The 20,743-nt window shown below is 35.9% G+C and carries 19 protein-coding genes; 15 read left to right on the plus strand and 4 right to left on the minus strand.

The window, feature by feature from the left end; all coding sequences use genetic code 11:
* Nucleotides 1-6 precede the first annotated feature (6 nt).
* From NO995_RS09845 to NO995_RS09915, 15 genes are all read left to right on the plus strand, one after another.
* Nucleotides 7-1,431, plus strand: coding sequence for an SDR family oxidoreductase (locus tag NO995_RS09845; RefSeq protein ID WP_258227359.1), 1,425 nt, complete (start codon nucleotides 7-9; stop codon nucleotides 1,429-1,431).
* 2 nt (nucleotides 1,432-1,433) lie between these two features.
* The gene (locus tag NO995_RS09850) at nucleotides 1,434-1,586 is read left to right on the plus strand and encodes a DUF2256 domain-containing protein (protein WP_258227360.1); all 153 of its coding nucleotides are present in this window, start codon (nucleotides 1,434-1,436) and stop codon (nucleotides 1,584-1,586) included.
* Nucleotides 1,556-2,869 (plus strand): DASH family cryptochrome, encoded by a 1,314-nt coding sequence (locus NO995_RS09855; protein WP_258227361.1) that lies wholly within the window; start codon nucleotides 1,556-1,558, stop codon nucleotides 2,867-2,869. The genes NO995_RS09850 and NO995_RS09855 overlap by 31 nt, the downstream gene beginning before the upstream one ends.
* A 3-nt stretch (nucleotides 2,870-2,872) precedes the next feature.
* Nucleotides 2,873-4,405 (plus strand): cryptochrome/photolyase family protein, encoded by a 1,533-nt coding sequence (locus NO995_RS09860; protein ID WP_258227362.1) that lies wholly within the window; start codon nucleotides 2,873-2,875, stop codon nucleotides 4,403-4,405.
* A 7-nt stretch (nucleotides 4,406-4,412) separates the two neighbouring features.
* Nucleotides 4,413-5,897: a cryptochrome/deoxyribodipyrimidine photo-lyase family protein gene (locus NO995_RS09865; protein WP_258227363.1), complete on the plus strand. Its 1,485-nt coding sequence runs from the start codon at nucleotides 4,413-4,415 to the stop codon at nucleotides 5,895-5,897.
* Nucleotides 5,898-5,987: 90 nt separating this feature from the next.
* Nucleotides 5,988-6,413 carry a hypothetical protein gene (locus tag NO995_RS09870; protein WP_258227364.1) on the plus strand — a complete coding sequence of 142 codons (426 nt, stop codon included), beginning with the start codon at nucleotides 5,988-5,990 and terminating at the stop codon, nucleotides 6,411-6,413.
* Entirely contained in the window at nucleotides 6,413-6,694 is a 282-nt protein-coding gene (locus tag NO995_RS09875; protein WP_258227365.1) for a TIGR03643 family protein, read from the plus strand. The genes NO995_RS09870 and NO995_RS09875 overlap by 1 nt, the downstream gene beginning before the upstream one ends.
* Nucleotides 6,695-6,742: 48 nt before the next feature.
* Nucleotides 6,743-6,973 (plus strand): hypothetical protein, encoded by a 231-nt coding sequence (locus NO995_RS09880; RefSeq protein ID WP_240574608.1) that lies wholly within the window; start codon nucleotides 6,743-6,745, stop codon nucleotides 6,971-6,973.
* 1 nt (nucleotide 6,974) lies between these two features.
* The gene (locus NO995_RS09885) at nucleotides 6,975-7,658 is read left to right on the plus strand and encodes an SDR family NAD(P)-dependent oxidoreductase (protein WP_258227366.1); all 684 of its coding nucleotides are present in this window, start codon (nucleotides 6,975-6,977) and stop codon (nucleotides 7,656-7,658) included.
* Between the two features lie 44 nt (nucleotides 7,659-7,702).
* The gene (locus NO995_RS09890; RefSeq protein ID WP_258227602.1) at nucleotides 7,703-8,218 is read left to right on the plus strand and encodes a glutathione peroxidase; all 516 of its coding nucleotides are present in this window, start codon (nucleotides 7,703-7,705) and stop codon (nucleotides 8,216-8,218) included.
* The gene (locus tag NO995_RS09895) at nucleotides 8,215-8,676 is read left to right on the plus strand and encodes a TspO/MBR family protein (RefSeq protein WP_258227367.1); all 462 of its coding nucleotides are present in this window, start codon (nucleotides 8,215-8,217) and stop codon (nucleotides 8,674-8,676) included. Before NO995_RS09890 ends, NO995_RS09895 begins: the two co-directional genes overlap by 4 nt.
* A 3-nt stretch (nucleotides 8,677-8,679) precedes the next feature.
* Nucleotides 8,680-9,141, plus strand: a complete 462-nt coding sequence (locus NO995_RS09900; protein WP_240574611.1) for an SRPBCC family protein — start codon at nucleotides 8,680-8,682, stop codon at nucleotides 9,139-9,141.
* Entirely contained in the window at nucleotides 9,142-10,449 is a 1,308-nt protein-coding gene (locus NO995_RS09905) for a deoxyribodipyrimidine photo-lyase (protein ID WP_240574612.1), read from the plus strand.
* Nucleotides 10,450-10,529: 80 nt separating this feature from the next.
* Nucleotides 10,530-12,197: a formate--tetrahydrofolate ligase gene (locus NO995_RS09910; RefSeq protein WP_258227368.1), complete on the plus strand. Its 1,668-nt coding sequence runs from the start codon at nucleotides 10,530-10,532 to the stop codon at nucleotides 12,195-12,197.
* A gap of 62 nt (nucleotides 12,198-12,259) precedes the next feature.
* Complete coding sequence (locus NO995_RS09915; RefSeq protein WP_258227369.1) at nucleotides 12,260-13,666, plus strand: hypothetical protein; 1,407 nt, start codon at nucleotides 12,260-12,262, stop codon at nucleotides 13,664-13,666.
* A gap of 19 nt (nucleotides 13,667-13,685) precedes the next feature.
* On the opposite strand, the gene NO995_RS09920 is transcribed toward NO995_RS09915, so the two are convergent.
* Genes NO995_RS09920 through NO995_RS09935 form a run of 4 tightly spaced genes read right to left on the minus strand, consistent with a single transcriptional unit; the run spans nucleotide 13,686 to nucleotide 20,742 of the window.
* Nucleotides 13,686-15,632, minus strand: a complete 1,947-nt coding sequence (locus tag NO995_RS09920; protein WP_258227370.1) for a sialate O-acetylesterase — start codon at nucleotides 15,630-15,632, stop codon at nucleotides 13,686-13,688.
* A 5-nt stretch (nucleotides 15,633-15,637) separates the two neighbouring features.
* Nucleotides 15,638-17,137: an alpha-L-fucosidase gene (locus NO995_RS09925; protein ID WP_258227371.1), complete on the minus strand. Its 1,500-nt coding sequence runs from the start codon at nucleotides 17,135-17,137 to the stop codon at nucleotides 15,638-15,640.
* Between the two features lies 1 nt (nucleotide 17,138).
* Nucleotides 17,139-19,223 (minus strand): beta-galactosidase, encoded by a 2,085-nt coding sequence (locus NO995_RS09930; protein WP_258227372.1) that lies wholly within the window; start codon nucleotides 19,221-19,223, stop codon nucleotides 17,139-17,141.
* Nucleotides 19,213-20,742 carry a family 43 glycosylhydrolase gene (locus NO995_RS09935; RefSeq protein WP_258227373.1) on the minus strand — a complete coding sequence of 510 codons (1,530 nt, stop codon included), beginning with the start codon at nucleotides 20,740-20,742 and terminating at the stop codon, nucleotides 19,213-19,215. The genes NO995_RS09930 and NO995_RS09935 overlap by 11 nt, the downstream gene beginning before the upstream one ends.
* Nucleotide 20,743: the final 1 nt, after the last annotated feature.

Genomic DNA, 20,743 nt, shown 5'->3' on the forward strand with positions numbered 1-20,743 from the left:
ACAACCATGAAAGTTCTCATTACAGGAGCAACAGGCTACATTGGGAAACGCATCATCCCTCTCCTTTTAAACGAAGGGCATAGTGTAGTTTGCGCTGTTCGCGGAAAACTGAGAACCGAACAAAAATTTTTTGATGAAGAGGACATTGAAGTTGTTGAAGCCGATTTTTTAAAACCCGAAACATTAGGAAATATCCCGAAAGATATTGATGCAGCCTACTACTTGATTCATTCCATGTCTACGTCGGTAGACCAGTTTCATAAAATGGAAGAAGCCTGTGCTGTTAATTTCAAAAACTATATCGAAACCACGAATGCCAGACAGGTTATTTACCTAAGCGGCATTACCAACGACACCAAGCTCTCTAAACATTTGTTATCGAGAAAAAATGTAGAAAACACTTTAAAATCTAAGGTTTATGCCTTGACCGTCTTCAAAGCAGGTATTATTGTAGGTTCTGGTAGTGCCAGCTTCGAAATCATTAGAGATTTAGTTGAAAAACTCCCTGTGATGGTTACTCCAAAATGGCTGAATACCAAAACACAGCCTATTGGTATTAGAGATGTTTTAAGCTTTTTGGTTAAGGCTTTAGGCCGAACAGAACTTTATAATAGATCTCACGATATTTTCGGTCCGGAAATTTTAACTTATAAAACCATGTTGCTGGAGTTTGCTGAAATCCGACAATTAAAACGATACATTGTTACGCTCCCGGTTATGACACCTAAACTATCCAGTTACTGGCTGTATTTTGTTACATCCACATCATACAAACTCGCCAGAAGTCTAGTAAACAGCATGGGGATAGAAATTATTGGAAAACCCAGTAATATTAATGCGTTATTAGAAGTTAAGCCTATGACTTACAAAGATGCTGTTGCATTAGCGTTCGAAAAAATTGAAAGTAATCATATTGCCTCAAGCTGGAAAGATGCCCTTATTAATAGCCGACACAAAAAACGCGCTTCAAGTAAATATTTAAAAGTTCCTAAATACGGTTGTTTTAAAGATATAAAAGAACGGCACGTCATAGACGAACAGCGCACGTTAGATAAAATATGGTCTATTGGTGGCGAAAACGGCTGGTATTATGGTAATTTTTTATGGCAAATTCGAGGGTTTTTAGACAAACTTGTTGGAGGGATTGGTTTACGTCGTGGTCGAACTAATAAAACAGAAATACACACCGGAGATGCTTTAGATTTTTGGCGTGTGCTTATAGCCGACAGACAGCAAAAACGGTTAGTTCTTTTTGCTGAAATGAAACTACCCGGAGAAGCCTGGCTGGAGTTTAGAGTCAACAAAGGTAAAGTCTACCAACGCGCCACATTTAGACCACGAGGTCTAGCCGGAAGACTCTATTGGTATTGTGTTTTACCTTTTCATGGTTTTATTTTTAAAGGCATGATTAACCAATTAGCCAAAGCTTAATTGTGCCAAAAACAGTAAAAAAAGAAAATTTACCGGTTAAAATATGCCCGGTTTGTAACCGACCCTTTTCGTGGCGTAAAAAATGGAAAAATCACTGGAACGATGTAAAATATTGTAGCGAACAATGCAAACGCTGGAAAACAAAACAAGCTTAATCTGGTTTCGAAATAATTTAAGGATTCATGATAATTCGTCCATAACAAAAGCCATTACTAAGGGCAAGAAAGTCATTGCTGTTTACTGTTTCGACCCCAGACAATTTAAAATGAACCGTTTCGGATTTAAAAAGACCGAAAAATTTCGTGCCAGATTTCTAATTGAATCTGTTTCCGATTTAAAAAATAATCTTAAAAAACATAACATTCCATTATTCGTTTATCTCGATAAACCTGAAAACTGCATTCCTAATTTAGTTGTCAACCATCAAGTTACCGAAATTTATCTTCAGGAAGAATGGACACCAGAAGAAACTTCTGTACTTAGAAAAGTTAAGAATCAACTTTCCAAGAATATTCTTTTTACAACATCTTACGATCAGTTTTTATTTCACCCACTAGATTTACCATTTAAAATTGAACATCTTCCAAATGTATTTACCGACTTCCGGAAAATTATTGAAAAACAGATTAATGTTCGGCCCATTTGTAAAGACTACCTCATTAATTTCAATCAACCAAAAATTAATAATACCACTAAAATTCCTTCGTTAACAGATTTAGGATTTGAAGATTTCAAGACACACCCTAAAAGCGCATTTCCTTTTAAAGGAGGTGAGACCAAAGCCTTAAAACATATTCAACATTATATGTTCAACACTAAAAACCTAGGGGTTTACAAAAACACAAGAAATGGACTTATTGGTACAGACTACAGCTCTAAGCTATCACCCTGGCTAGCCAATGGATGCGTTTCTGCTAAACTTATTTATTATAAAGTAAAGCAGTTTGAAAAAGAATATTTCAGTAATCAATCCACCTACTGGCTCGTCTTCGAACTCATCTGGAGAGACTATTTCAAATACCTATCTCTAAAAAACGGAAATCTCATTTTTAAAATTGAAGGCATCCTTGATAAAACTTACCCATGGTTAAACGATAATGATATCATTCTAAAATGGATAGAAGGCAAAACACCTGAACCTTTCGTTAATGCTAATATGATTGAACTTAACAAAACAGGCTGGATGAGTAATCGTGGTAGACAAAATGTAGCCAGCTACTTTGCTAAACATTTAAAATTAGACTGGCGCATTGGAGCCAGTTATTTTGAAATTCTGCTTCTTGATTACGATGTGCACAGCAATTATGGTAACTGGATGTATGTAGCAGGTGTAGGCAACGACCCAAGAGACCGAAAATTTAATATAAAGTCGCAAGCCGAAAATTACGACAAAAACGGTTCGTACCAACGCTTATGGCTTAAAAATACGCTGTTTTAAAATTTGAAAACCCTTAGACTTATACTAGGCGACCAACTAAACAGCAAACACAGCTGGTATAAAACAAAGCAGGATAATTACGTGTATTGTATGTTTGAAATGCGTCAGGAAACCGATTATGTCACGCATCATATTCAAAAAATTACTGGCTTCTTTGCTGCCATGCGCGATTTTGCAAGGTTATTAAAATCTAAAGGCTTCCAAGTTGAATACATCACGTTAGACAATCCTAAAAACACTCAAAATCTGGTTGAGAATTTAAATATACTCATCAATATCTTTAACATTGAAAAATTTGAATACCAGCTTCCTGACGAGTATAGATTGGACGAGCAACTACTTAATTTCACAAAAACACTGGCAATACCATCGCGAGCATTTTCAACCGAACATTTTTATACGAAACGCTTTGATTTAAAAACTTTTTTCAAGGATAAAAATCACCACCTTATGGAAACGTTTTACCGCCATATGCGTAAAAAACACAACATTTTAATAGTTGCGAATCAACCGGAAGGCGGCAAATGGAATTTCGATAAAAGCAATAGAAACAAATGGAAAGGCTCTCCCGATATTCCGCCATATAAGAACTTCGATAATGAGGTTTCAAATATTCTGGAATTGATAAAAAGTAAAAACATAAAAACCATTGGAATATTTGAGGCTCATACTTTCGAATACCCTATAAACCGAGAGCAAGCTTTAAGTCAACTTAAATACTTTTGTGAAAATCTTCTGGTTCATTTTGGCGATTATCAGGACGCTATGCACACAAAGGAAGTGAATCTATATCACTCTCGATTGTCATTTGCAATGAATTTGAAACTCATTTCACCAAAAAACGTTGTCGATACCGTTTTAAATTACTGGACCCAATACGGTAATCACATCCAGATTTCACAAGTAGAAGGCTTTATAAGGCAAATTATTGGCTGGCGAGAATATATGAGAGGCATGTACTGGGCTTTCATGCCGGATTACAAAACCTTAAATCATTTAAAAAGCACCCAAGCACTTCCTGATTTTTACTGGACAGGAAACACAAAAATGAATTGTCTGAAACATTGCATTACCAACAGCTTAAATAACGGTTATGCACACCACATTCAACGCCTTATGGTTACAGGTAACTTTGCATTATTAGCTCAAATTCATCCAGACGAAGTCGATAAATGGTATTTAGGGATATATATAGATGCTATAGAATGGGTGCAACTCCCAAACACGCGAGGCATGAGTCAATTTGCCGACGGTGGAAAAATCGCAACAAAACCTTACGTTTCCAGTGGAAGATACATTAATAAAATGAGCAATTATTGTGACTCCTGTCTATACAATAAAAATGAAAAATCAGGAGATAATGCCTGCCCCTTTAATAGTTTATACTGGAATTTTTTATTTGAAAAACGCAATGCTCTAAAAGATAACCATCGTATGCAGATGATGTTTAACCTTCTTGATAACATGGATAAAAATCAATTAATAAAAATAAGAGCACGAGCACAGAAAATTATTGAATCGCCAGATGAATTTTAACAAAAACATGAAACAAAATTTAAGCATTGTCTGGTTAAAAAGAGATCTTCGATTACATGATAACGAAGCTATTACGAATGCCATAGCAACTAATCATCGGGTACTCCTGCTCTATGTTTTCGAAGACTTCTTACTTCAAGACCAACATTATACCGAACGGCATTGGAATTTTGTAAAAGAATCTTTAAAAGACCTAAACAACACGCTTGCGAATTATCATTCAAAAGTATTTATCATCAATAGTTCCATTGAAAGAACGATACAATCGCTTCAAAATAGTTTTAACATTCAAGAGGTATTTTCACATCAGGAAACAGGAATAAATTCTACTTACAAAAGAGATATCGCTTTTGCTGAATTTTGCAAATTAAACAACATAACATGGAAAGAAAACATAAATAACGGCATTCAAAGGGGCCTTTCAAATCGAGCCACATGGATTAAGGACTGGGAATATTTTATGTCTATACCTGAATTCATTTTCAACCCTAAACCAGAACAACTACTTTCTATAAACGAAATCAACACCTTAGAAATACCTTTTAAGACGGTTAATTTAATCACACTTGGCACCAATACATTTCAGAAAGGAGGAACAACTATGGGCTTAAAATACATGAGATCTTTCTTTAACAATCGCTTTGAAAATTACATGATTCACATTTCAAAGCCCTCAGAGTCGCGAACTGCCTGCAGCCGATTATCCCCTTACCTGGCATGGGGTAATATATCTGTAAAACAGGTGTTAAACGCGGCCCAAAAAACTTATCAAAATTCAAAACATAAACGTCAATTAAACGCCTTTACATCACGTTTGCGCTGGCAGGCACACTTTATTCAAAAGTTTGAAATGGAACATGAGATGGAGTTCAGGAGTGTAAATAAAGGATATTCCATTCTAAAAAAACCAAAAAACAACGACTATCAGGAAGCCTGGAAATCGGGTAACACTGGTTTTCCTTTAGTTGATGCATGCATGCGCTGCCTTAAGGAAACCGGCTATTTAAACTTTAGAATGCGGGCCATGGTCGTTTCATTCTTCACGCATAATTTATGGCAACCGTGGGAAGATTTAAGCCCCTATCTTGCCAGTTTATTCCTTGACTTCGAACCTGGTATCCACTACCCTCAAATTCAAATGCAGGCCGGAGAAACCGGAATTAATACGTTACGTATTTACAATCCTTTAAAAAACAGTATAGAACTTGATCCCAAAGGTACATTTATTAAAAAATGGGTTCCTGAACTTGAGGGGCTGGAAACACCTTTTATTCACAACCCTAGTAAAATGACCTATTTTGACCAACAACTTTCAGGTTTTGAAATAGGAAAAGATTACCCATTTCCCATTGTAGACGAGCAAACTACCCGTCAACATGCCAGCAAAATTTTATGGAATATGAAAAATAATACATTAGTTAAACAAGAAAGCTTTCGCATCTTAAAACGTCATACCTTAAGTAGTAAGAACAACGAATTAAAAAATAAGTAAAGCCAAAACTGTGTAGATTGTTAATTTTTGTTTAACTTTTACAAACAAAAGATAAACATTATGTATTTTTGAATCATAAAATAACACCAATTGATTTTAGACACTTCATATACAAACAAGGCTAACAACGAATTAATAAATGATTTGGTAGGTAGACCTTACAGTATTTTTGAAAAATTAAAGTTAAGAGGCGTTGGATCTAAACGAATGATTATTGAGCAGGCAAGTCCTAATTTTAAACCTTTTTTGAATAGTAATTCAAATATTAATTACGCTAATTTAGAATTACGTCCTAAAGGCCTTTTAATTCGATTTAACAAAGGATTACAAACCTTCACCTGGATTATACCCTTTTATCATCTGACTTTATTTAAAATAAACGGATCCAGCATACATGCTCAAGGAAAATTTATTCATTTTAAAAACAACATCACGTTTAAAGAAAATAAGAATTTCTTTAAAAAATTAATCGATAGAAAATTACAGTTTGACAAACAATATAATTTCAATTTGTAATGATAAGCAGCATATTTTCAGAACGAGAACTTGACCGAATTATTGAAATGGCCTGGGAAGACCGTACACCTTTTGAGGCTATAACATTTCAATTTCAACTTAAAGAACAGGAAGTTATCGAAATTATGCGAAAAGAAATGAAACCCGGAAGCTTTAAACTTTGGCGTAATCGGATACAAGGAAGAGTCACTAAACATAAAAAATTGAGAGACTTCGAAAATGGACGATTTAAAAGTTACAGCCAAAAACAAATCACAGGAAACAAAATTTCAAAAAGGTAAACATAGTAGAGACTTAAAATAAAAAATAACATCTAAACTAAAAACACCATGAGTACAATTGAACAAGCCTTAGCATTTGAACAAACCAGCCTAAAATCATTATCTACTAACGATCGCATTAAATTATCCAGACAGGCAAAAGCCTTGATTTTAGATTTAAATCAAATCTACAAAGCAAAAAAAGACCAAAGCATTATGGATTTAATGAAACGCTTAACCGCCATTAAACGTAAAGTAGAAAAGCGCTTAAATGGTAAGCATTTACTAAACAATATCTAAAATGAAATCAGTAATTATTATTGGAGGAAGTAAAGGCATTGGCAATGCTATTTTAAATCAGCTTATAGACACACACAAAGTCATAAACCTGAGCAGAACAGCTCCCAGTCAGCAACATACCAACCTTCTACATAAAAATTACAACGTTTTAACTGACGAGTTACCGGAAATTGAAGCAGCCGATGCTTTAATTTACTGTCCGGGGAGCATTAATTTAAAACCCTTTTCAAGATTATCAATTGATGAATTTAAAGCAGATTTTGAAATTAATGTCTTAGGCGCCATTAAAGTAATTCAACACTATTTACCTGTTTTGAGGCAAGGAAAAAACCCCTCAATACTCTTGTTTAGTACGGTGGCAACAAAGTTAGGCATGCCATTTCACACCAGTGTAGCCATGGCTAAATCGGGCGTTGAAGGTTTGGTGAAATCTTTAGGAGCCGAACTCGCACCCAGCGTTAGAATAAATGGTATCGCTCCCTCGGTTACCGATACCGAATTAGCATCGAAATTACTTAGAAACGAAAAAATGATTGAAACGATTACAGAACGCCATCCATTAAAAAAACTATTAAAACCTGAAGAAGTTGCGGAATTGGCTGTATTTTTAATTTCCGATAAAGCATTAGCCATGTCTGGACAAATTTTCCAGATGGATAACGGCATCGTAACATTTAAAATCTAAATAAATAACATTCAATGAGAAATTCAATTTTAATCCTAATTACCATGTTTTCATTCTTTACAAAATCTAATGCACAAGCCACCCCTGTAGAATCCATTTATGACATACAAATTAACAGTCTTGAAAGTGAACCTATAGATTTATCAACCTTTAAAGGTAAAAATATACTTTTTGTTAATGTGGCTTCAAAATGCGGATTTACCGGGCAATATGAAGATTTGCAAAAGCTTTATGACACCTATCAAGACAACCTAATGATTATTGGAGTGCCTTGTAACCAGTTCGGTAGTCAGGAGCCTGGTACTGCCGAAGACATTCAAACGTTTTGCCAACGAAACTATGGGGTAACGTTTTTAATGACCGAAAAAGTCAATGTTAAAGGCGACAACCAACATCCGCTTTACCAATGGCTCACCCAAAAAGCAAAAAACGGGAATATGGATACCTCAGTAAAATGGAACTTTCAAAAATATTTGGTAAATGGCAATGGACAATTAGTTGATTACTACCTATCGGCTACAAAACCTTTAAGCGATAAGATTACACAACATTTACAATGAAAAAAGTAAAGTATTTTTTAGTCTTTCTTATCATAAATTTCGGAGCTTTAGCTTTAGGGGTCTGGTTGATGCAAAATGGCCCCCTTTCGGAATGGTATTTTAATTTAAATAAAGCCCCCTGGACACCTCCGGGCTGGGTCTTTGGTGCGGCATGGAGTTTCATTATGTTCTGTTTTTCAATCTACATTGCGTTTTTATGGAACAGCGATTCTTCAAAAAAAGTAAAATCACTTTTTACTGTTCAATTTTTACTAAATGTAGGTTGGAATTATGTGTTTTTTAATCGACATCTGGTAGGTTTGGGCCTTGTAGTCATACTGCTTCTAACAGCTATTATCTGTATTTTTCAATATGATTACCGAAAAATTCTGGGTTTAAAATCCTTGTTTATCACCCCATACATGCTTTGGCTATTTATTGCAAATTCACTTAACTTATACATTTGGCTTTACAACTAAATTATGAAGATTTATACTTTACATAAAAAGCAAAACTTACCCATTAGCGTTGACGAAGCCTGGGCATTTTTTTCGGATCCTAAAAATCTAAAAACCATCACGCCCGATTATATGAGCTTCGATATCCTTTCGGGTGCCGATCGTCCTATGTTTTCTGGTCAGATTATACAATATATCGTCACGCCTATTTTAGGCATAAAAACCAAATGGGTTACCGAAATTACACATGTGGTCGACAAACAATATTTTGTAGATGAGCAACGCTTCGGCCCCTACCGTTTATGGCACCATAAGCATTTTATAAAACCTATTGATGGGGGTGTTGAAATGGAAGATATTGTAGATTACAAGCTTCCTTTTGGATTTCTTGGTCAACTCGTTCATCCTATCATGGTTAAACCTAAACTTGAAGAAATTTTTAACTACAGAACTAAAAAATTAGAAGCCCTTTTCGGAACACTATAAATGAAAAAAACAATAAACATCTTCTGGTTTCGTCGCGATCTACGACTTCATGATAACCACGGACTTTTTGAAGCCTTGTCATCTGAACATCCTGTTTTACCTGTGTTTATTTTTGACATTGAAATCTTAGATAAACTCCCTAAAGATGATGCCAGAGTTACTTTTATTTTTGACGCACTTGAGCACATCAAATCCACTCTTAAAGGAAAGCATCGTAAATCGTTAGCCATTTATTTTGGTAAACCTTTGGATATTTATAAAACCATTTGCGAAACCTACCACATAAATACGGTGTTTACCAATCACGATTACGAGCCGTATGCTATGAAACGTGATGCAGAAATTGAAGCGTTCTTAAAAACCAAAAGTATAAATTTCAAAACATTTAAAGATCAGGTAATTTTTGAGCGTAACGACATTACAAAAGCCGATGGCACCCCTTATGTTGTGTATACGCCATATATGAAGGTTTGGAAATCACATTTTAAATCTCAAAAAATCACATCTTACCCAAGCGAATCTTTATTAAATGAAATAATTGATGAGCAATCTTTACCAAATGTCGATTTAGAAACTATCGGCTTTACAAGGTCGGCACAACATATTGAAGATTATAAAATAAATCCTGAACTCATTTCAACTTACGAAGACCTAAGAAATTTTCCTGCTAAAGACGCCACTTCAAAATTAGGCCCTCACCTACGTTTTGGTACGGTAAGTGTGCGAGTTATGGCCAATAAAGCCAACCAATCTAAAAATGAAGTCTTTCTTCAGGAATTAATTTGGCGTGAGTTTTTTATGCAGATTTTATGGCATTTTCCACATACGGTTACCAAAAGTTTCAAACCATCCTACGATAGGATTATCTGGAGAAATAATGAAGAAGAATTTAAAGCCTGGTGTGAAGGAAAAACAGGTTATCCTCTGGTTGATGCCGGGATGAGACAACTCAATGCTACCGGATTTATGCATAACCGTGTAAGAATGCTTGTTGGTAGCTTTTTATGTAAACATTTATTAATCGACTGGCGTTGGGGTGAAGCCTACTTTGCTGAAAAACTGCACGACTACGAGATGGCCAGTAATATTGGAAACTGGCAATGGGTGGCTGGATCTGGTGTAGATGCTGCTCCTTACTTTAGGATTTTTAATCCGACCACACAAATTGAAAAATTCGATAAAAATTTAGAGTATATCAGACAATGGGTTCCCGAATTTCAAGAACTCACCTACCCGCAGCCCATAGTCGATCATAAATTTGCTCGCGAACGCTGTTTGAAAGTCTATAAGGAAGCTTTAAACAATTAAAGAGTAAGTATAAAATGACAAAAATCACGTCATAACTAGTCTTTATTTTTTAACTTTAGAAGAACTAAAACTAAAATGACATGACTGATTTAGACATAGCAAAAACTGTTACTCTAAAACCTATTACTCAAATTTCTGAAATGTTTGGCATCAACCCCGACGACATTGAAATGTACGGAAAGTATAAAGCCAAGATTCCATTACAATATATTAACAAAGAAAAGGCTCAAAAAAGCAACCTGATATTAGTTTCTGCTATTTCACCTACTCCTGCAGGCGAAGGTAAAACAACCATGTCTATTGGGCTTTCTGAAGGCTTGAATCGGTTAAACAAAAAAACAACCGTTGTTTTAAGAGAACCATCTTTAGGACCTGTTTTTGGAATAAAAGGTGGTGCCACTGGAGGTGGATATTCGCAGGTACTTCCAATGGAAGATATTAACCTTCATTTTACCGGTGACTTTTCAGCCATTGAAAAGGCACACAACCTCTTGGCAGCCATCATCGATAATAATATTCAAAGCAAAACCAATTCGCTGCAATTAGACCCAAGAACCATAAGCTGGAAGCGTGTGGTTGATTTAAACGACCGTGCCTTAAGACGTGTTATTGTAGGATTGGGCGGAACAACATCGGGTATTCCAAGAGAAACGGGGTTCGACATTACGGCGGCCTCTGAAATTATGGCCATTCTTTGTTTGGCTCAAAATATTACCGATTTAAAAACACGATTAGGCAAAATTTTTATTGGCTACACCTTTAATAAACAACCTATTTACGCTAAAGATTTAAAAGCCGAAGGTGCCATGGCTGCTTTATTAAAGGATGCTATAAAACCTAATTTAGTCCAGACTATCGAAGGTAATCCGGCCATTATTCATGGTGGACCATTTGCAAACATCGCTCAAGGAACCAACTCGGTTATTGCGACACTTATGGGGATGTCGCATTCTGAATACACGGTAACCGAAGCAGGTTTTGGTTTCGATTTGGGTGCCGAAAAATTTTTCGATATAAAATGTCAAAGTGCGGGATTAAAACCAAAAGCCGTTGTGCTTACCACTACTATTCGCGCTTTAAAATATCATGGTGGTGCCGATTTAAAATCATTAACCGAAGAAAACATTGAAGTTTTAAAAAACGGACTTCCCAACCTTGAAAAACACCTTGAGAATATTGCAAAGTTTAACGTGATTCCAGTTATAGCCATTAATAAATTTTCAAGTGATACTCAAGCTGAAATAGATGTCATTAAAACCTTTGCTGCTGCAAAACAAATTAAAATAGCAGTAGCCGACATTTGGGCCAAAGGTGGTGAAGGCGCTTTAGATTTAGCTCAACAGGTTATAGATGTTGTAGAATCTCCCCATTCAGATTTTAAACCGTTATACAACTGGAAATCGCCTGTTAAAACTAAAATAGAAACTATAGCAAAAGAAATTTATGGTGCCGAGCATGTTGATTATACAGCAAAGGCAAAATCTCATCTCCAAAAAATTTCTGATTTAAAACTCGATCACTTACCCGTTTGTATTGCAAAAACACAAAAATCATTATCCGACAATCCTAAACTGTTGGGGCGTCCAAAGGATTTTATCATTACTGTTAGAGAAATAGAAATTGCAGCTGGAGCCGGCTTTTTAATTCCAATCACCGGCGACATTATGCGTATGCCAGGACTTCCCGCCCACCCTGCTTCAGAACACATAGACATTAATGATAATGGAGAAATTAGCGGGTTGTTTTAAAAAATAGTTTTTAAATTAGAAATTTTTTAAACACTGAACTTAACCCAATTCATCTTACTTATATGAATTTACTGAGAAGCTTCATTTTACTTCTAATATGTTTCTACACGCATTCGCAACAAAATAATAATTTATTTTCCTCCGAAGTAATAAACGCTAAAAATGAAGTTAAAACAATTGATTGGACACCATTTCAAGACCTTTCAAAATCGTCTCCACAACAAATTATGATGGGTAAAATATTACTCAACTCAAACAAATATGCATTAACAACCTGGTGGGAAAACCGTGGGTTTTCAGAAACGCCAATAAATAATTATCTAGATCTAAAAGGTATTACGGAACATAAAATTCGCCCTGTCGCTGCACAGGCGGAAGCTCTGGCTGGTTCTTTAAGAATGGGACTCTACAACTCTGAAATTACAGGAATTTCTGAAGGTGAAGCGCAAGCTAAAACGGTTCAGCTAATAAAAAGCTTAGCCCATACACATCAATCAAATTTTGAAGAAGGATGGGGACGAAAATGGCAATCGGCGTTATGGGCTGGTTACACCGGTTTCGCCGCATGGATGATGTGGGACAAATTAGATGAACAAACTCAGTTAGAAGTATTAAATATGATTTATAACGAGTGCGATTGGGTTATGAATAACAAAGATTCAAAATCCATAAAAACCTACCGAGACCTTACCGGAGTTATTATTAGTCCAGGAGATACTGGCGCAGAAGAAAATGCATGGGATAGCCTTATTCTTTCTGTTGCTTGTGCTATGATGCCTGAAAATCCAAACTATGATACGTGGATGAACAAAATGATTTTTCTTAACCTTAATGCCCTGGCGCGTCCATTAGATTTGAATTTAAATAAAAAATACAATGGCAAACCATTAAATGAATGGTTGGTTGGCACAAATATTAATGACGATGGTACTATTGTAAATCATCATTTTATTCATCCCGATTATATGACATCGCCTTTTGAGTTTAATCCTATACGTTTTTTTTCACTCGCCCAAACACCTGCTCCCAAAGCCTTAAAACGACATTTGGATTTAGTATATAAAGCATTTACAGAATTACATTTTCAGGAAGGAGATTCCATTACAGGTGGACAAGTAAAATCTCCCGGAGGAACCATTTTCAAAGAGGATACAAACACTATTTTTTACCCTTTAGGTACCGATTGGGGCGAAGGCAGACGCATGAACTTTGTCTCATTTTGCAGTACTGTAGGAACTTTTGCAAATAACCGTAAAATCAAAGAGGATGCCTCGATGTGGATTTTAAAATATGGGCAATTGGCTCTGGACATGCAAAGCCGATTTAACGATGGACATACCTACACAGATAAAAGTGAAGACAGTTACCCTTCCCGAGAAGAATGGGTGGCAGATAAGGCCTTAACAGCCTATCTAACTGAAACTTTAAAATTAATTAACAAAACTAAATTTACCAATAAATCGTATTGACGTTTTTTTCCTATTAATTTTAAAACTTATAAATTTCATCTTTGGTTAATGTCTTCCAATTATCAGTTCTAAATGGTAAGGCAGGAAAACCTTCGTTATTATACAGATTACAATCGCTTGCATCATCTGCCCATCCGTAGCGAACAGCCTGTGGATTTGTAACGTCTTTTGAATGTGCAATTACTTTATCTCCTTCAATATATGCTTGTGCATAATGAAAAATCTGATCTGCACCTGCTATTTCAAAACCTTTTAAATACCCATATTTGTCTGAAGTTTTTAATCCTGTTCCTATATTATTAAATATCAGGATTGCCTTGTTGTTATCAATTTCCATAGACTTAAATGCAGGACCACGGCTTACTATTTTTTCTTGATAAATATCGTTTAATGCCATCGCTGCCAGTCGCTTCCCTACCTCTTGTTTATTTGTAGGGTGTATATCTTTAGGATTTCCTATATCTATAGTTACTGCCATTCCGGTATTAATCACATTCGCTTCGGTGTTATTCTGCGCTTCTCTTAATTCTGCCCATTTACTACCCGCATTGCTATTACCTCCAAATTCATCAAACGTTGATAATTGGACAAAATAAAATGGAAAATCACCCATATTCCAATGTTTACGCCAATCTGCAATCATTAAAGGAAATGCCTTTTTGTATTGTGCTGCGCGATTAACATTAGCTTCTCCCTGATACCAAAGTACGCCTTGACAAGCAAAAGGTATTAATGGATTAATCATGGCATTAAATAACAAGGACGGATATGAATTAGGCGATACAGAACTTTTTACATCGGTTACCAAATATTTCCACTTCCCTGATAGTGGAATTTCAGTTTGACCTACATTCAATTTTAAATCTGAAGCTTCTCCCCATATTCCACCACCACCCGCATAATCGAATATTTTAATAGAAATAACATTTAAACCTTCTTTTAAAATGTTCTCTTTAATTTGATATACTCGGTCTTCATCATACCGATTGGTGGTTCCTACTTGTACCCCATTTACATAGGTCGTATCCTGATCGTCTATTTTTGCCAACTTCAACACAGCCACCTTACCAGCATCTTCTTTAGATACATTAAAGGTTTTACGCATCCATACAACACCATCAAGCTCTCCCAATTCCTGGAGTTCCCATAATTTAGGCGCATACATTTCAGGCCAATTCGAATCATTAAAACCTACATTTTTGTATTCCCCTTGATTAGATGCATTAATTATATTTCCTTGAACCTGTTCTATACGGCTGTAAACCTCACTTTTTTGTTGCTCCTGAAGTTCGTCAATATCGACGTCAGGCATTTGTGAAATCATATTTTTAAACTCTGTACTTCCCTGAAAAGCCTCTCTACTTGTCCAGGTTTCAACACAGGTACCACCCCATGACGTATTAATAATCCCGATTGGAATTTTTAATTTTTTATATAATTGTTTAGCAAAAAAGTAACCTACTGCGGTAAAGTCGCCTACTGTATTTTTATTACATATTTGCCAATTACCGCCTGTTAATGTTTTTTTTGGTTGCCCGCTCATAGCCTTTTCTACCAAAAACTGCCTGATTTCAGGGTAATCACTATCGTTTTGTTCTGTATAAAAATTATCAGCTTGACTTACCGGCCATTCCATATTTGATTGTCCGCTGCAAATCCAGACTTCGCCAATTAAAATATCTGTTAACTCGATCTGGTTTTTACCTTCTATAATCATTTTAAAAGGCCCTCCCGCTTCCTGGTCTTTTAAAACTACGCTCCAATTCCCGTTCCTATCTGCCTTTGTTTTTAAAACCTGATTTTTAAAAACTACCTTTATAGGCTCATGAGGTTTAGCCCACCCCCATACCGGTATAGGTTTATTACGTTGCATCACCATGCCATCTGAGAACAATTTTGGTAATTTAACCTGCGCACCCACAGTGATGCTTAAACATAGAATTAAAAATGATAAAATAGTTTTCATGGTTTTTACTTTATTTCAATTTTCACGACAAATGCTCTGTTATCAATTATTTCACGGGGTGTTTTAAAATGCAGTCCGGTGTCATTCTGATTAAACACGACATCTTGCTGGTAACCCAAAATAGAAAGCTTATCTACATTTGGCACTTGTTTACCTAATACGTCGCTTGTAAAAGAATTTAAAGTTACAGGCACATGCTCCCCTGGCCAACCTAAAACAATCGCATAAATAGTATTTCCTTTTTTAGTATAACGCACATCTTGCGCCGTATAAGTAATTTTATCTAAAAACATGCCTGATTTCTCCTGCTTGGTTGGACCTTCGCCAAAAACCTGCCAGGGCCGAGTTTCATAAATAGCCTCGCCATTAACATTTAACCACTCGCCTATTTCTAATATAATGTTTTGCTGATTTTCAGGAATAATTCCATTGGCTTTTGGGGAAACGTTAAGCATTAAAGCGCCATTTTTACTAACCACATCAACTAATACATGAATAATCTCGGCTGTTGTTTTTAAAGCTAAATTCTCTGTATAGCTCCAACTTCCCAACGATACTGTTTCGTCTGTTAGCCAAAATTCTTCGGTGATTCGGTTCATTCTTCCTTTTTCAAAATCCTCTAAACTCACAGATTTCGGGAACTCTCCCTCTTTATGTGTAAATACTACTTCTTTATTTTTCTTGTCGGCATCATTAAAATAATAAGCGGCAAATTCTTTTTTATAAGACTCTGGAATTTTTTGTGTCTGGCTATCAAAATAAATTAAATCCGGACTATAATTATCAATAACTTCTTTTAACTGACCCAGCCAATCTTCACTGAATTTATCTTTTGAAATATTGCCGTACATTTTAGCGAATAAAGGATCTTCTGAAGATGTTGGCATTTTAGGATTATACGGAAAATAAGAGGTATCATTTAACCATTTTTGTGGTTGCTCTTTAAATATCTGAAGATTTCTGGCCATATGAAAAGAAGCCACCAATTTCATGTCGCGCTCATGAATAGCCTTAGCCAATTCGCCATACACGTCGCGTTTTGGCCCCATATCAACTGCATTCCATGGATTTATTTTACTCCCCCAGTTGGACCAACCATCGTGATGTTCGGCTACCAGACCCGCAAACTTTGCTCCCGATTTTTTAAACAAGTCTGCCCAGGTCTCGGCATCAAAATTCTCGGCTTTAAACATGGGCACAAAATCGTGATATCCAAACTCAGAAGGTTTGCCATAAGTTTCTACATGGTGTTTATACTCATTACTCCCTTCAATATGCATATTTCGGGCATACCAGTCGTTGGCGAAAGCCGGCACCGACATAACACCCCAATGGGCATAAATACCAAATTTAGCATCTTTAAACCAATCGGCAGCTTCCTTGTAATTAGATAAAGATTCCCAGTCTGCTTCGTATTTATCATTAGTAATTTCGACTTTGGTTGCCTTTTCCTTACAGCCCCATATAAATATTACGAGACCTAATGTGCCTATTATTTTTTTCATTTTATTTTTCTTTCCAAACCGTTACACCTCCAGGTTTTAAAATGGTTGTTCCCATAATTATTTCTGAATTTGCAGGTATTGTTAACATATAATCTTCAGAAGAATAATTTACCGCTACCCAAAAACCATCTCGCCATTGTACATAAATACCTTCCGGATAATTTTCAATGGAAGCGCCAGTTTTTTGATAAACCGATTGTAGAATGTCCTTTTCCAGCTTAGCATCATCAGTATCTACACCAATATAAGTTACTGTGCCTTTACCAATGCTATTCGTTACAACTGCTGCTTTACCTGCATAAAACTGATTGGTATAAGTTGCCAGCACATTTCCTGAATGGTTAGCATCAATTAAGTCCGCCCAATTATTCCAGAAATATGTTTCACCATTCGCATTAATTGTACCCTTCATATTTGGTAATAAATGATCGAAATATTCTATTTCAGCATCTATTAACGGATACATTTTTGCCCCGTAACCCGATTGAAATAAATGTCCGTTATTATCTTTAACCCCTGTTCTGGTAGTTAGTACTAAATTACCTCCTTGCTTTACGTAGTTAGTCCATTTCTCAATAATTTCATCATCTATCAATTCAAAAGCAGGCGCTATAACAAGGGTATAATCACTTAAATCGTCATTTTCATAGAGTATATCAACAGGTGCACCGAAGGATTTAACTATTTCTAAATACTTCTGAAAAAATCCTAAAGTATGCCATTGACTGGTTTGTGCTTGTCTATCTAAACTCCAGCGGTTATCGAAACTCCAGAGCATAGCCGTTTTTCGTTTCTTTAATGCTTCAGGCATTTTAGCCGATGGATTATAAGCTTTTTTCAATAATTTCATTTCCTGAATAACCTGCTTATATTCCTTTCCACCTTGCGACAAACTCACACCATCTAAGGTGGTAATTCCACTATGATACTGCTCTGCTCCATAATTTATTTGACGATAACGATAGGAACAAGCAAAAGATAGGTCACCGCCAAAACAATGATACAACCACATACGTAACGCTCCAGGTTGTAACAACGGATTAATTTGCCCCCAATTCACAAAGCCTGGTTGTAATTCCATAACCCCGGAAATTGTATTTTGTTGTTTAAAAAAGCTCAAGGCAAAAGACAGTTCTTTGGGGTCTCCTAATCTAAAACCTAAATCTCCAATATTAGCCTGGCCTTTATTCGGGTAGCTGGTAAACGCATTAAAATCCAGATTTTTAGTTCGGCGCGGGTCTGCGCCATAAGTTGTCGCTGTATAATTGGTAGTGATATACTGATTTGTTGAAATTAATGGTCTTAAAATATCAGCTTGAAAATCTAAAAAATCAGCCTGAGTATCTGCTGAAAAACGTTTAAAATCCAACAAAGCGTGAGGATTTGTTCCCCACCACCCTACATGACTGGCATTATGAATTTGTACTTGATTAAAATCACTATAGGTCTGACTCCAGAATTGCGTGCCCCAGGCTTTATTTAAAGCTTCAATAGATTGGTATTTCTTTTCAAGCCATTTACGAAAAGCATCCTGAGAGGACGGACTATAATCTTCCTTTGCTTCAGGTTCATTATCTAATTGCCAACCAATTACCGTTAAATTATGTCCATATCGTTCGCCTAATTTTGTGATTATCTTTTCTGAAAACGCTCTCCAAATTGGATTACTTAACGATTGCTGAGCTCGTGTTCCATGTTCGGCGCGTAAATAATTTGCCCCCATAGCATAAATCTCGGGATATTTTATCCCCATCCATACCGGAGCTATCGCAGTTGGTGTTCCCAAAATAACTTTTAAATGATATTTTTCGGCTAAGGCAATGACCTCATCTAACCAACCAAAAGTATACACGCCTTCCTGTGGTTCTAAATTAATCCAAGCAAATTCTGCTAAATGTATAAACTCGAAACCTAACTCCGATATATTCTTAATATCACGTTCCCATTCGCTCTTATTCCAATGTTCAGGATAATAATAAATGCCTATAGACATTAAATCTTCCTTTTGAAAAAACACATGTTTTGATTGAGCATTAAGCCCAATTGAACAAATGAATACAAAAACTAAAAAAATACTATTCCTCATGAGTTATAGACTGGTATTTAAAGTTTTTAAATTTTACTTCACCATCGCCCATAGACACCAAACCAATACGTAAACTTAAAAATCCGCTGAGCACATTATGGTTATACGACCCAGCCTCTAATGAATTTTCTATTTTATTCCAGATTTTCCCATCTAAACTATAAAACATATCAACGGTATTCGACGTATTTTTCAATCGTAAAAACACGTGATTATTGATAACATTCGATTCGGTTACAAATTGCCATCCTCTTAGATTGGCCAAAATATTATTAGAATCTGCCAAAATACCAGAAAATGCACGTTCGTTATAAAACAGAATCAAACCACCAACAGCCTCATTACTTAGTTCCATTTCAACATCAACTATATAACTATGATCTAACGGAATAGTTAATAAAGGTGAAGTATTTGCTACGTTGTCACCCATAGCTTTCACTATTAAACTTTCATCGATTAAATGAAATCTATTATAACTGAAACCTTTATAAAACGTCCATTGCGATTTTAATGTTTCCCCTGAAAAATCATCGTTTAAATCGAACGATTTTTCAATATTATTTTTTAATGGCGGTACTTTAATAGGGCTTTCCAAATCTATTTCATCCGGTATTTTGTACCAGCCATCTTCTGTCCAAGTAATTGGTACAAGCATGGTTTGTCTTCCTTTATTATAAAATTCATTTTCATAACCATGAAACACCATATACCAGTTATCCTGGCTATCATTAAATACTGTTCCATGCCCGACAGACCACCATTTTTCATTTTTAGATGTGGTTCTTAAAATTGGATTTTGCGGTGAGTTTTCCCAAGGTCCCAAAGGAGACTTGGAACGTGCTGAAATCACCATGTGTCCTGTTGCCGGCCCCGCAGTTCCTCCTTCGGCGACGGTTAAGTAATAATAATCGCCACGTTTGAATAATTTTGGGCCTTCCATACAAAAGCATTCAATAGACCACTCCCGTGGTATTTCCCATCCATCATACACATGCTTTACATCTCCGGCTACCGAGAGCCCATCTTTTGATAGCGGCACATAACTTCCACTACTAAAATACAAATATCGGTTACCCTCATCATCGGTAATATGCCCCGGATCTATCATTGAAACTTTTAATTCTATTGGTGCACTCCAGGGACCAGCAATATTATCGGCTGTTATAACATAATTGGTATTACTTGCAGGAAAATAAATAAAATATTTATTCTCATATTTCACCAAATCTGGCGCCCATACCGACCCTAAATATTCGGTTAAAGCATGCGTTACCGGTTCCCAGTTAATTAAATCTGTTGAATGCCAGATTAAAAGTCCCGGATAATATTCAAATGAAGAATGCACCATATAAAAATCGTCGCCATCACGTAGTATACTCGGGTCTGGATAATCTCCTGAAAAAATGGGATTTGTATAAGTATTTGATGCAACTGACGGGGTGGCAACTTCTACCTTTATCTCCTCTTTGCAGGAAAAAATAAATAATAAAACCAAACAAGTTACTATCCTGAATTTCATA

Origin of the sequence: Aestuariibaculum sp. M13, assembly GCF_024723255.1 — a bacterium.
GTDB classification, from domain to species: Bacteria; Bacteroidota; Bacteroidia; order Flavobacteriales; family Flavobacteriaceae; genus Aestuariibaculum; species Aestuariibaculum lutulentum.